Below are 13,637 nucleotides of genomic sequence, written 5' to 3' on the forward strand. Positions count from 1 at the left end.
GAAAGCCTCCATGGTCATGCCGCCATTTTGAAGGGGCGGCCGGCGTAGCCAGGCCGCGGTTTTTGCCAATATGCCTCATCCGGTGTTCTGTCGTCCAGACTGGAGTGAGGACGGTTTGTGTTGTAGTAGTCGATCCAGCGCTTGAGACCTTGTCGCAGCTCGCTGCCGGTCTCATAGGCATGCAGATAGATGCACTCGTACTTCAGGGAGCGCCACAGCCTTTCGATCATGACGTTGTCCATCCAGCGCCCCTTGCCGTCCATGGAAATCTTGATGTCGGCATCCTTGAGCGCCCCGGTAAACGCGTCGCTGGTGAACTGGCTTCCCTGATCGGTGTTGAAAATCTCGGGCTTGCCATAGCGGAACATGGCATCTTCGAGCGCTGCCACACAGAAGTCGGCATCCATGGTGTTGGACAGCCGCCATGACAAAACCTTGCGACTGGCCCAGTCCATGATTGCCACCAGATAGAGAAAGCCGCGTCGTAGCGGGATGTAGCTGATATCGGCACACCAGACGTGGTTGGGACGATCGATCGTCAGACCACGCAGCAGATAAGGATAGACCTTGTGCTGCGGATGCGGCTGTGAGGTCTTCGGCTTCTGATAAATGGCCGACAAACCCATTACCTGTATCAGGCGGCCGATCCGCTTGCGATTGACCGCATGGCCATGCCGACGCAGGTGCCGCGTCATCTGTCGGGCTCCGTACCACGGCGTATCAAGATACTGTTCGTCGATCAGCCGCATCAGTTCCAGGTTTAGCGGCGATTCGCCCACCGGTTGGTAGTAGTATGTCGACCGATTGATCGAGAGCAGTTTGCATTGTTTGGCTATGCTGAGTCGGCCATGGCCGGGCTCGACCAGGCTTTTCCTTCGAGCGAGACTCAGCGAATGCGTCCGAAGGCTTTGGCTAAAAAATCGCGCTCCACTGTCAGTTGCCCGATTTTGGCGTGCAGATCCTTAATCTGGGCCTCGTCTGACTTGCTGCTTCGCTCCTTGGCACCGGAAAAGGCAGCTGCCATGTTCTCAATGGCTTGTCGCTTCCAGGTGGTAATCATGTTGGGATGCAGTTCGTAGCGACTGGCCAATTCGTTGATGGTCTGCTCACCACGAATCGCCTCAAGGGCAATCTTGGCTTTGAATTCGGCTGAATAGCGTTTCCGTCGGGTTGTGCTCACGGGTGTACCTCCGTCGTCAGTCTGCGGCTGTCCACCTTATCACACTGTCCGAATTCCGGGGACCACCTCTGGACTAGCGCGATCCAGGCCTGTTACCGACGTGACGAAAAAAGCCCACCAGGCGCAAAACAGCACACAGGTGGGCTCACCCATAATGCCACTTCGACAGCCCCTCTTTCCATTTGTGGATAGGTGGCTTTGTGCCCCCCGGTTGCCCGAGGTTTACCCTTTCGGTGACAAACTATTTAATCTGTATGTTGTACTTATATTATTAATCGGATGGTCTAGCAGAAACTTTAGCGGAAATTTATCAAAAATATCCATTTAAAACAGGTGTGGTTTCCAGGAAGGAACCTTTGGCGCTGATAGGCCTAACAGCCTGAATATTGTTATTTTTGGCCGTTAGGGCTGATATGCTCGACTTGCAATCCTCAGTATTGGAAATTCAGTCTATTCCCCTAACTGAATCATCTGATCGGTGATTTCGGTAAACGCGACATCGTGACTGATGAGGAACAGTTGGTCGTACCAGTGCTCAGTCACTTCCTCCCGGCCGACATCAATGGCGCGGAAGGCGGTGGCGAGGTTCTCCCGGCGTGAAGCATCAAGGTTCGAGGTCGGCTCGTCGAAGAAGGCGATGCGGGCGCCGATGGTCTGGAGCAGTGCCAGCCGCAGGGCCACCACGGCACTCATGGTCTGGCCGCCGGAGAGCTGGTCGTCGCTCCGTTCGCGGACCGCGCCGTCCGCCATGTCCCGCAGGACGATCTGGTAGTTTTCGCCCCAGACCAGTTCTTCATCGGCCTCGGCGATGGTGCGGTAGATCCGATCGGCGCGGAGGCTGATTTCCTCCCGGAAGCGTTCAGAGAGTTGGGCTGATACGCTCTTGAAAACCTGATTACGGAGGAACTTGACGAGCTTTTCCTTCTGCTCGTAGGAGGTCTTCTCGACCATCTTACGGTCAATCTCTTCCTTGAGCACCTTCAGCTTGCCAATCTCACCTTCAAGGCGGAGGCGGTCTTTTTCCAGGTTCTCGATCTGTTGACGTAGCGATGCCACTTCCGCCACGAGCCGGTCTTTCTCGCCACGGGCTTCTTTGTGCTTGTCGGGTTGATACGCCTCCTGGAGACGGACAAGGTCGTCTTTCTTCCCGCCAAGTTGCTTCTGAAGGTCATCCAGAAGTCGGAGCATTTTCTCCAGCGTCTGGCGCCGATTGTCCAGATCGAGGGCATCTTTCTCGTTGGCTTGGTAGGCGTCACGGTCTGCCTGGAACCGGCTACGTTCCTTGGTGGCCGCTTCGATCTCCACATCCAGGCCAGCAAAGAGCTTAAGATCATCCATGCGTTTTTTTACCCGGGCTGCTGCCTCGGCTTGCTGCGTTACCAGCCTTTGCAGTTTGCCAGCCCGCTCCTGGTTCCTGGTGCGGCGGTCGGCCAGGGTTGACGCCTGTTTGTCCAGTTCCTGGTTTCGAACCGTGATGGCAGCAAGCTCCTTCTCTGCCTCTTCGGCGGCAGCTACCTCCACGGAAAGCTTCCCCAATGTTTCGGCTATAGAGTGCATCTCCCGGTCGAGGTCCGCAATCCTGGCGGAGAACACATCCTGCGGCGTGGTTCCTGCCACGTTCTGACACGATTCCTTGAAGAAGGGACACATCCCCTCGCCAAGTTTCTCCTGCCCCTCCAGAAGAGCGGCCCGGCGCCCTTCCAGGAGTCCCCTATCCGACTGAAGACGGTTGACCCCGTTGCGCAGGTCGGTGAGCCTGGCGGCCAACTCCGCCACTTTTTTGTCGGGCAGGAGTTCTTTCCGGGACCTGGCAAGGGTGGCCTCGTCATCCGCAATCCGGCTCCCCTCTCCTTCTACCTCTTTCTGTTCATGCTCGACTGCCTGGGTCAAGCGCTGGGCCTCCTTCTCCAGGAGCGCGACCTCTTTCTCTACCTCGCGTCGCTGCTGCTCCTTCCCCCGCAACGCCACAAGCGTCGCCTCGGCCTTTTCATAACTATCCTTGCCTGGGCGGGTCTGCTCCAGAACCCTGCCAGCCTTCTCAGCCTCCCCTACCCGCTGTTTCTGGTCGCGGATCTTCCCGTCGCCATCGGTGATGCGATTGGCGAGGATCTGAATGTCGGCCTGGAGCGCAGCAATCCCTTTTTCCTGCCCATCAAGCTCAGCAAGACGCTTCTCCACTTTCCGGAGTGTTTCCGTTTGTGCCGCATGACTTTTCCCGAGGGACTCGGAATCCGTCTTAACCTTCGCCAGTTCCTCCTCGCGCTCGGGCAGTACGGCAAGCTGGTTCTCTTTCCCCTCTATTTCCACGGCGAGAAGCTTCACCTTTTCCTGAACTGCGGAGAGCAGAGAGCTGGTGCTCTTGAAGGTCTTTCGCCAGGCATCGATGCCGAGGATCTCGTCGAACGCCTCCTGCCGTTTGGTGGGCTGCTTGATGACAAAGGGGCCGAGGAACTCATTCTGGAAGGGTCCGATCACCAGCTTGAACTGGTCCGCCAGAGGACGGCCATTGGCGAGGCCCAGGAGTTCGGCGATGCGGGCCTCGGTTTCTTCGATCCGGGCGTGCTCCTCCACCTCGAACACCCCTCCCTGCTCCTTGGCCAGAAGCCACTTGGCCGGAGTGCCGACAGTGCGGGTCACCCGCCAGGTCTCGCCGGCGTCGGTGCAGAAGGTGACGGCAATCTCCCCCTTCTTCGTGCCAATGGAGAGGAAACGGTCCACGTTGGAGACGAAATCTCGGGCATCGACTCCAAACAGGGCGTAGCCGATTGCCTCGAACACCGTGCTCTTGCCGACGCCGTTGGGACCGGAAAGGACGTTGATCCCGGCCGAGAAGGTGAGCTCCGTGTCGCGATGGGATTTTATGTTCTTGAGATGGATGGAGAGTATCCGCATATAGTTTCACCACGAAGGCACGAAGGACACAAAGAAAAATTGTTCTTTGGATAGGGAATGGCGGTACAATCTCCCTCTCTGCTAACAGAGAAGCCGAGCCACAACGAAATTGACAAGGTACATCAGCAATATGGCCATAACTCGCGAAGAAACCGACCATATTCTGTTTTTGAAAACAAAGCCTATCCCAAATGCGACACCGGCAAATATTGTGCTCACGGTGGCAATCAGCAAATAGCTGTCGGCTGATTGGTAATTACATCCGAATGGCGACCCCTTACCTATCAAATGCTCGTATTCTTGTGGTTTTGTCATAAAATCGATTATGTCCCACGCAAGAACAGAGAACAGTGCTCCCGTTGCTATAATGAGCACGATATCAGCCCATTTAACTACATTGTGAAATCTACCGGTATTCAACGACAAGCTCCATATCCTTTCCGTATTCGAGAAACATCGACACGAATTCGCCAATATACGATGTCAGGTCGATGCATCCTGCTGAACCGGCCTTCCACCCTCCATGAATGGAGAAGTCTTTTCTGCCGTAAGTATTTGTCCCATCCTTGGGATGCAGCCACACGCGATGAGCCCCCCACGCAATCACACTGCCCGGCCATTTGCCTCGCTTTAATCCGACAATGCTTGTCAGGCCCACTATTGCGTCCTCAGCAGAGATTTTTTGGTACTCTGATTGTTTCACCATCCAGGTCCCTTCCGGCAGAGGGCCTTGGCCAGGAAGATTCTGCTGTCCTTTCCCCTGATATCCTGGTCTTCCGGACACCGCCGGCCACCACTTTTTAATGTTGCCGGTACAATCACCCCAAAGCAGTTGCTTCCCATTGAATTTCAAAAACTGGTTTCCAAGGAACTTCCTTTTAATTACCACAACTGCCCTGCCGCTTTTGATCATGTGCCTTATTGCATCCAAGACCTGATGATCACTCATGCGGTGCATACTGTACTGCATCACGTCATTACGGCACAGGAAAGACCTGAGCTGATGCATGCGCGTGAAATTGCCCAAACAGCCCGTAAGTATGCTGTCGGCCAATACCGGTCGTTCCACGAATGCGTATGGTGGTACATCGGACCAATAATGGAGGTAGTAATCTTCGAAGCCTGATTTGATCAATACCGCATTTAAGTGCATGACTTCACTCCCGAAATCAGGGACGCAATTCTATTGCGGTACCATTGGGTACCGAAGCCCATATCTCTTCGATTTCCTTGTTGGTTACAGCGATGCATCCCTGTGTCCAGTCAACCACACGGTGAAATGGGCCGAGCCAACCAAGCCCATTCCTTATGCCGTGAATCATGATATTGCCGCCGGGATTGACACCTGATCGACGGGCCTGCTGAATGTCAGCCTCTGAAGGGTAGGAAATGTGAAGGGAGCGATGGTATGAGCTATTGACGTTACGGCCATCAACTACGTAAATCCCTTCCGGTGTCTTTTTGTCACCTTCCTGAAGCTTATGACCCACGGGATTTCTCCCGAGGGCAACACGGTAGGTTCGGACGACTTTACCTGCGGACATCAAGTGAAGTCGGCGTGCGGATTTCTCCACGATAATTCTGTCTATTTGAGTGGTGACTGTAGACTGTGCTGGGCGATCCTGGTCGCAGCCGATCATGGATGTAATCAAAACCACGACAGATATTGCACAGGATATTGCTTTCATCTTGAACATTGCTGTCGACGGCATAAATTGCATGATGTTTCGAGAGCCGTCATCAGGCATGATGCTCGTCGTTTTGTTCATGCGGTTTCCTTCGTGCTCTTCGTGCCTTCGTGGTAGGAAACAAGAAGCCCCAGCAACTCTTCGCCGTCCACCTCGCCTTTGAGGACCTGGTCGCGGATCGCCAAGGACAGCCGCACCAGCTCATCCTCCTGGTCCTTGTACTCGCTCTTTGCGGAAACCAACTCCCTGAGCACCTCCCGCTCGATCTCGGCGAGACTTTTCTTCTCGGACTCTGCGCCGCCGCCGGCAGTGACCAGGGAGAGATGATTTTTGATCTCCACATGGAGGGGATTGCAGATTTCCTCAAGGGCGAGACGAAGCCGCTCCCGTCCCAATTCAAAGGGGTGAAAGCCGACCCGGCCGGTGAGCTTGATCTCCAGGAGCGGCTGGCGGTCATCGCTGAACGATGCGATCTTCGCGGCGACCTGGTCGCGGAAGCGCACAAGGGCGGCTTCGGCATCGGCAGCACCGTCGAGATCAATGGTGGTCACCAGCATTGGGCGGGGACTGGTCGGTCGAAACTCGTGGGTAAAGACCCCATCCTCAACGGTAACGAGGTAATATCCCTTGTCGTATTTCTCCTCGCCGAAGTTGACGCATTCGGGGGAGCCGGGGTTGAAAGCATAGGGGCGGCCTTCGGGGGTGGCGATGATGTAGGGCTTATGGCCGTGGCCCAAGGCCACGTAGTCGAAGGCATCAGCCAGGGGATGCGCTTCCTCCGGCTTCATGTTGCCGATTTCCACCGGCGAATAGGTCCAGACACCTACATGGAAGAGGAGAATATTGTTCTTGGTGGTAACCGCCTCGCAGATGCGCGGCACGTGTGTACCGGCCTGGGTGCCGATGTAGCCGAGGCCGTAGATATTGATCCCGTTGACCTCGATATAGCCCCCCATCCCCTGCTCATAATCGAAGGGATCGAAGCGGTAGCCGCCGGTTTCGGTGCGGGACGGGCGAAGGAGATGGATGTATCCCATCTGCGACAGTGCCTCCATCCAGGAGATGCTATCGCGGCGATGGATCCAGTCGTGGTTTCCTTCCACGGCAATGCAGGGGATACGGTTGTCTTTCAGCGACTGAAGTGTCTCGATGGTGCGGGCGAAGGTACGAGGGAGGATCTGGCCGGTATGGAAGAGGTCGCCGGCGATCAGGACAAAATCGACCCGCTCAGCGATGGCGTCGGACACAATTCTGCCAAGCATGCGGAAGAAGTCTTCGTAACGTTCGGCCTCGCCGATGTTGTTGCGATAGGTTTTGCCGAGGTGGATGTCGGCGGTGTGGAGAAATGTAATTGTCATAAGTGTTAGGACGTTAAACACGTCGGAATTAAATCATGGTAAATAAAGCCCATAAAGCGTTTGGCTGTATTTCTTTGGTCTTCAAGGTCACTTGCTAACCAAATATGATGCGCTGGATTAAGAAGTTCTCGCCAATTATGCAATCCTGAGCACAGTTCCTGTGTAATGCAGCCAGCATCTCTTAATTTGTCAATACGGTCAGACAAATTTGATTCGTTAATATTATTATCATCAATTTGTTTTGCAAAACGATGATTTAGTTCATATTCCAGAAAAACTCTTAAATCTCCTGCATTATGAGTATTAGTTTCTTCAGCGATAAATTTAAATAAATTAGACCTTGCCTTTTCGTGCTCGTTTTTAACAAAGTGATCTATATCAGCAACTTGTAAACTTGAGGTTCCTGATTTCCTTTCTATTGTTAATAACTTAATCGGCTTGTTTTTCGAGTAAGTATTTATAAATTTAACTAAACCTTGCTCGTAATGGCTCAATATAATTATTTGTCTACTTTTTTCTGCAAGAATCACAATCTCTTGATGGACTGTCGTTGTTCTATGATTGTCAAATGACGTAATTGGGTCGTCTAACACGATAATAGTATTACGTATATTTTCTTCGTTCAAGCATGATAAACCGGCCCAAAATACAGCCAGTGCTAAAGCTCGTCTATCTGACTCACTAAAAACTTTGTCTAAATCTCTCTCTGATACGTCGCAGTTACAATATTTTACTTTTAAATAGTAAATTGGAGTGTGTCCAGAAGTATCTTCGCCCCTAATAAGCGTAAAGTCACTACTGCCGAATTTCTTAAAATAGTAATTTAAGTGGTCAAAAAAATTATCCAAATAAGAACTCTGCTCATTTCTTAACTCTTCCTGTAAGAGTGGAATTTCTTCAGCTAGTACAGCAACAAGTGTATCCAACCTAATCATCTCTTCGCATTGATCGGCCATCTCTACTCGTAATAACTTTAGGTTCTCGATGTTTATTTGGTCATTAATAGCATCTATTCTCATTTTTAACCGTATTGCATTAACCGACTCTTTAAACACAATTATTAGTTCATTTATTCTAGATGCTTTATCATTATAAATGCTAATAAGTTCTATTATCTGCTCATTCAGTTGTAACAATATTTTCGATTCCAGTTGATTAATTTCTGAATGTGGTCTTGATATTTTGCGATTGACAACCTGTTCAATCTGTTTATTGAATTCGGCAGATTGCTTAACCCAACTTTCTAGCACAGCGGCAATATTATCAACACATTTTTCTAACTGAGCAGATAATTCAAGGAAGTCTTCTCTCTTTTCTAATTCTGGATAACTAACCAAACTTCCCTTGTTACTTTCTAGACTTAATCTCAGCATAACTACACGCTCTTGAGTAAGTAGTGTTTTGCATTCGTCCAGTTCTTTTACAACATATGATTCGTGCTCTTGGTATGATGAATTAAAGTACTGACGATAAATATCAAGCAATTTGATAGCTTCTTCACCAAGTACTTGACCACAAAATTGGCATTTTCCGCCATTATTATGTGCCAAACCGTTCTTTATCCAAATCTCTGCATCATTTTGTTCGTGAAAGTTTCTCTGTATGTGGTCAATTACTTTGAGACGCGCATCGTCATGCAGATTTATATATGAAGCTGCTAATATCTTGTTGAGGCGTTCTAGTGATTCAGTAAAGCTTATTTCCCATTTGAGCAAATTCAAAGTTTTTCGAGATTGAATCTTTTCAGCATTATCCTTTTGTGACACAAAGTTGTCGCTCTCTCGTCGAAGAGAATCTATCTTATCTTTCAATAAATCAACTGTCTCTGCTGGGTTAAGCTTTAGAAAGTTACTCAAATCTGATATATTTTTGAAGGCTGCTTTTTGCAGTTTGTTTCTTTCGCGAGTAGCATCCCCTTTTTGTTTGTTTTTCTCAGCAATTACTTGAGCCTTTGCAACACCCTGAGCACCGAGCACAAACGAGCTAAAGTTTTCTTTTGTGCTGCGAGTAAACTGCCGAGCAGCAAAAACATTATTATGATAAAACCCATCATCAAAAACTCGCAGGCACAAGCCAACCGGCAAGCCAGGGTTCCAACCATTTTGGTCTAATCGAATTGGCGTCTCACTTTGTCCTTCCGCCTGAAATGAAAGCACTGCTTGTTGAGGACGGCCATCAGCGGGTATAGTTCGTCGCGTTGTAATAGCGCTAGTCTCTGACAACTCGATACTTGCAAGTAAATCACCCAAGGTAGATTTACCATAAGTATTACGGCCAAATATCAATGTGATTTTATCGAACTCAACATTACCAGCTGTGGTTGCTTTAAATCTGCCAATATTTTGAATAGACTGTATACGTTTAAGCATAAATTAGCCTCAACCAAATTAATTGTTGATAGTATTTCATTACCTTTACATTCGCGCTTCCACTTCATCTAACCAGTCATGATCTAATTCAAGTATAAGATTCCGAGACAGTCCAGATATCTGACGTGTTACGTGTATCGAATGAAAAATTTGGCGTTTTTCCATGACGGCTTCTCTTTGCCCATAAAATGCTGCCTGATCTAACGCCATTGGCGGATTAAAATAGTATTTGCTTCTTTGTTGATCAGCAACAAATTCTAGATAGAAGTACCTTCGTGAGTTTTCTTTGAAATAGAAAACTCTAGTCAATTGTCGGTCGGTATCTCGAAAAATCTCTTCAGGGAAACTTTTCTCTCCGACAAAGTGAAGGAGAGCACCACCGCTGGTAGTGGCTACGAAAGAAGAATTTATTGCCCTAAAGCTACCCACAAGTCGTTCTATGACATCATAAAAGCCATCAGGAGGTAAGTAGCGTCGAATGATTTCTCTGATTGCTCTCCCATTACCTTCTAAACAATTCTTGAATGCTCTAACAAAATCTGATTGTCTGCCAACAGATACGCATTCTTTTGCGTGCAAATAATTCGATTCGAGCTCCTCGAGAGCTCGCTTTAGTGGTTCAAGAATCCATACATTCTTGTGTGATACTGTTTTAATATTATGCGCGAATGCAAGTTTTTCGGCCTCTTTATCAAAACCACTTGAAGAAAAAAATGCCCCAAGCTCTGTGTATCGGTTTGTAGGTGCATTTATGTCATCAGTGGTAAAATAGTTTTCCTGTATGTCTTTGAGAACTCCGACAAATTGACGAATGTGATCTTTCTTTATAGGCGTTGCATAATACTTCACCTCTCCAAGCAACCGGATTGGATTTATGAAAGCTATAAACTTATCAAATTCACATGGACAGTCTATTTGATGCCAACATCCCCTGCCTCGCATTTCAAAAAACTGTTCTCGATCACGACGAGTACGTAAATTGTCGACTGTTATAATTTCTTGGAAGCCATTTTCGCGGATTAAACGCAAAATCACTAACTCCCACATGATTGCCTTTAGCCTCAATCTGTCAGTTGTATTTTCTCCCCTCACTTACCCCCCTCTTTATTACGTTACCGTACTGCTGATTCCACCACCACCTTCGACATCTCCTGACTAGCCAAAATCCTCATAATGCTAGAATCAAACGCCCTCTTGAACTCCGGATCCTGCGCATAGCGCTTGTAGAGATCCAGTTCCCTCTTACGTTCCTGGCTGACGGCATTATTGATCAGCTTTTCCAGCGCAATTCGCCGGTTCTGCTCATCCTGGTTATCAACGACCTGTGTCTTGTAATTGGGATTGTTGACGACATGCTGGGCAATGTTGATGAACTTGATCCGCTGCTCTTCCGGTGTTGCTTCCCACCCGGCAAACCACCGCTCGTTGAAGGCTTTGATAATCTCATCAAGGGGATCCTTTGGTTCGTCGCCACCGTGAACTCCGCGAGGATTCGGATTCTGCGGATCAAGCTCGGAATCGCTGGCGTCGAGGCCGATTCTCTCCTTCAGCTTTACCCGTTCCAGGCCGTAGGTTGAGAGGTCTACGCTCTCCAGCAGCTCGTCCAGGGTGTCCTTGTCCTTATCCTTAATCTTCAGTTTCGGGATCAGGAACTTGAGGAACCAGTGGAGCTTCTCCCATTTGATATTGTTGAAGGACATGATGCAGGCAAGCTGGGCGTAGATCTTGACGAACTGCTTTGCCTTGATCTTGAAGTCGGCCTTTTCGTCGTCTTCCAGCTCCAGTTCATGATCGAAGCGGGCGGCGCAGGCATCGATGATCGGGCTGAGTTGTTCCGCCTCGGCGTTGGAGAAATAGAGGGTGCAAAATGCCTCAACCTCTTCCCATTCGTAGACACCGACTGCGTCGAGCTTTTCCCTTACGTCGTGGAGAACATTGACATCGGTCGCCCTAGAGAGGGAGGTTGCCGTGTAAAAGGGATCGAAGGCTTCCTTGATGTCGTTGGTTGAGTTGAAGAAGTCGAGGATAAACACATCCTCGGTGCGTTTGTTCAGGGCATGGCAACAGCGATTGAGGCGGGAGAGCGCCTGCACCGCCAGGACCCCTTGCAGCTTCTTGTCCACGTACATGGCGGAGAGCTTGGGCTGGTCGAAGCCGGTCAGATACTTGTTGGCTACCACCAGCAGCCGGTATTCGTCGGTATTGAATTTTTCCTCGATATCCTTTGAGGGAAAACCGTTGATGGTTTCCTCGGTGTACTCGATGCCATCGACTTTCTTTTTGCCGGAGAAGGCGATCATGGCCTTAAAGGGCTGCCCTTTCAGGGTGTCGCGCACGGCAAAATAGTAGCGGATCGCGGTTTCGATATTGCGGGTCACCACCATCCCCTTGGCCTGCCCTTTCAGCTTCTTCGGCCCCACCACCTGCTCCAGGAAGTGGCTGACCATGATGTCGGCCTTGACGGCGATGGTTTCCTTGTGAGCTTCCACATAGGCACGGAGCTTCTTCTGCGCCTTGGCACTGTCGAACAGGGGGTTCTCGAGAATCGACTTCTGAATTTCGTAGTAGCTCTTGTAGGTGGTGTAGTTGGCGAGGACGTCGAGGATGAACCCCTCCTCGATGGCCTGCTTCATGGAGTAGAGGTGGAACGGCACGAACTTCCCCTCCGCCGTTTCCTCCCCGAACCGTTCCAGGGTGGCGTTCTTTGGGGTGGCGGTGAAAGCGAAGTATGAGGCGTTGTCCCGCATCTTACGCTTCTTCATGATCTCCAGGATTGCGTCCTGCACCTCGTCCTCGTCGGCCCCCAGGGTCCGGTTAAGGTTGTCGGCCGCAGAGCCGCTCTGGGAACTGTGGGCCTCGTCGATGATGACGGCGAAGCGCTTGTCGGAGAGATCGGCGATGCCGTCGACGATGAAGGGGAACTTCTGGATGGTGGTGATGATCACTTTCTTGCCGCTCTCCAGGGCCAGCTTCAACTCCTGGGAACTGGTTGCGTGGGCGACGATGTTCTTCACCTCGGAGAACTGCTTGATGTTGTTCTTCAGCTGCTTGTCCAACACCTTGCGGTCGGTGACCACCACCACCGAATCGAAGACCGGCTTGTTCCCCTCCTTGGTGTACACCTCTATCAGTTGATAGGCGGTCCAGGTTATGGAGTTTGATTTCCCTGAGCCCGCGGAGTGCTGGATCAGGTAGGTCTGTCCCACGCCGCGCTGCCGGACATCGGTAAGCAGGTTGCGCACAACCTCCAGTTGATGATAACGGGGGAAGTAGAGGGTCTTCTTCTTGAGCGGGTCGCTCTCCTTCTCCCCCACCAGCTTGGCGAAGTGTTCGATGATGTTGGCGAGGCTCTGCCGGGTGAGAATCTCCTGCCAGAGATAGCTCGTTTTATGACCTGCCGGATTCGGTGGGTTTCCCTTGCCGTGGTTGTACCCCTTGTTGAAGGGCAGAAAATTGGTCTTCTTCCCATCCAGGCGGGTGGTCATGTAGACGTCGTCTGTATCGACGGCGAAGTGCACCAGGCAGCGGCCAAACTGCAATAGCGGCTCGTTGGGGTCGCGGTCTTCCCGGTACTGCTTCATGGCGTGGTAGGTCGACTGCCCGGTCCAGGCGTTCTTCAGCTCGAATGTCGCCACGGCAATGCCGTTAATGAAAATCACCATGTCGATGGATTTGAGGGGATCGGCCTGGGAGTAGTGGACCTGCCTCGTTACCGAGAAGATATTCTGCTCAAACAGTTTAGCGACTTCAGGGTTTATGGTGTTGTATGGCTGGCAGTAGAGAAGGGTCAGGTGTGCATCGTCGATCCGAAGGCCACCCTTGAGGACCTTGAGGATGCCGTCCTTCTCGATTTTCCTGCTCAGGCGCTCCAAAATCAGCCGCTGCCAGTTGGGCCGATCCTTGATCTTGGCCAGTTCTTCGGCCTGGGTCCCTTCGAGGAAGTTCCAGAAGTGGCGGCGGTCGATGGTGAACTCACGGTCGAAGTCGCCCGAATCCCCCAGCCAGTACAGGTGGCCGCTGCGATACTGCTCGTTGGCTTCGGCAACACTCAACCCATCGAGCTTTAACTGTCCGCGGCAGGTCCCGGTCAGGGCTTTTTCGATACAGGCTTCCAGTGCTTGCTCGTTGGTTTTAGTAACCATGGCCCTTG

General features: G+C 50.9%; 8 protein-coding genes and 1 riboswitch. All 8 genes read right to left on the reverse strand.

Annotated features, from left to right (window positions below; translation table 11 throughout):
* Positions 1–14: 14 nt before the first annotated feature.
* Positions 15–1,180 (reverse strand): IS3 family transposase gene (locus JZM60_RS15015; protein ID WP_420907825.1). Its coding sequence is split into 2 segments (ribosomal slippage): positions 15–922 and positions 922–1,180, totalling 1,167 coding nucleotides; the frame shifts between segments, so codons are not numbered across the junction.
* Positions 1,181–1,341: 161 nt separating this feature from the next.
* Positions 1,342–1,417, reverse strand: a riboswitch (cyclic di-GMP riboswitch).
* 213 nt (positions 1,418–1,630) lie between these two features.
* The gene (locus JZM60_RS15020; protein ID WP_207163207.1) at positions 1,631–4,072 is read right to left on the reverse strand and encodes an AAA family ATPase; all 2,442 of its coding nucleotides are present in this window, start codon (positions 4,070–4,072) and stop codon (positions 1,631–1,633) included.
* Positions 4,073–4,478: 406 nt separating this feature from the next.
* Positions 4,479–5,225 carry a hypothetical protein gene (locus JZM60_RS15025; RefSeq protein ID WP_207163208.1) on the reverse strand — a complete coding sequence of 249 codons (747 nt, stop codon included), beginning with the start codon at positions 5,223–5,225 and terminating at the stop codon, positions 4,479–4,481.
* Positions 5,226–5,241: 16 nt separating this feature from the next.
* Complete coding sequence (locus tag JZM60_RS15030; RefSeq protein ID WP_207163209.1) at positions 5,242–5,841, reverse strand: L,D-transpeptidase family protein; 600 nt, start codon at positions 5,839–5,841, stop codon at positions 5,242–5,244.
* The gene (locus JZM60_RS15035; RefSeq protein WP_207163210.1) at positions 5,838–7,118 is read right to left on the reverse strand and encodes a metallophosphoesterase family protein; all 1,281 of its coding nucleotides are present in this window, start codon (positions 7,116–7,118) and stop codon (positions 5,838–5,840) included. The genes JZM60_RS15030 and JZM60_RS15035 overlap by 4 nt, the downstream gene beginning before the upstream one ends.
* 5 nt (positions 7,119–7,123) lie before the next feature.
* Positions 7,124–9,487, reverse strand: coding sequence for an AAA family ATPase (locus JZM60_RS15040; RefSeq protein WP_207163211.1), 2,364 nt, complete (start codon positions 9,485–9,487; stop codon positions 7,124–7,126).
* A 45-nt stretch (positions 9,488–9,532) separates the two neighbouring features.
* A complete protein-coding gene (locus JZM60_RS15045) occupies positions 9,533–10,579 on the reverse strand; it encodes a hypothetical protein (protein WP_207163212.1) in 1,047 nt (348 codons plus the stop codon).
* Between the two features lie 20 nt (positions 10,580–10,599).
* The gene (locus tag JZM60_RS15050; protein ID WP_207163213.1) at positions 10,600–13,629 is read right to left on the reverse strand and encodes a type I restriction endonuclease subunit R; all 3,030 of its coding nucleotides are present in this window, start codon (positions 13,627–13,629) and stop codon (positions 10,600–10,602) included.
* Positions 13,630–13,637 lie beyond the last annotated feature (8 nt).

The organism is Geobacter benzoatilyticus, from assembly GCF_017338855.1.
In the GTDB taxonomy this organism is placed as follows: Bacteria; Desulfobacterota; Desulfuromonadia; order Geobacterales; family Geobacteraceae; genus Geobacter; species Geobacter benzoatilyticus.

What these genes read in the sequence shown, in the direction of transcription:
- JZM60_RS15035 (WP_207163210.1), bottom strand. Translation starts at nt 7,118, where the DNA reads ATGACAATTACATTTCTCCACACCGCCGACATCCACCTCGGCAAAACC.
- JZM60_RS15025 (WP_207163208.1), bottom strand. Translation starts at nt 5,225, where the DNA reads ATGCACTTAAATGCGGTATTGATCAAATCAGGCTTCGAAGATTACTAC.
- JZM60_RS15040 (WP_207163211.1), bottom strand. Translation starts at nt 9,487, where the DNA reads ATGCTTAAACGTATACAGTCTATTCAAAATATTGGCAGATTTAAAGCA.
- JZM60_RS15030 (WP_207163209.1), bottom strand. Translation starts at nt 5,841, where the DNA reads ATGAACAAAACGACGAGCATCATGCCTGATGACGGCTCTCGAAACATC.
- JZM60_RS15020 (WP_207163207.1), bottom strand. Translation starts at nt 4,072, where the DNA reads ATGCGGATACTCTCCATCCATCTCAAGAACATAAAATCCCATCGCGAC.
- JZM60_RS15050 (WP_207163213.1), bottom strand. Translation starts at nt 13,629, where the DNA reads ATGGTTACTAAAACCAACGAGCAAGCACTGGAAGCCTGTATCGAAAAA.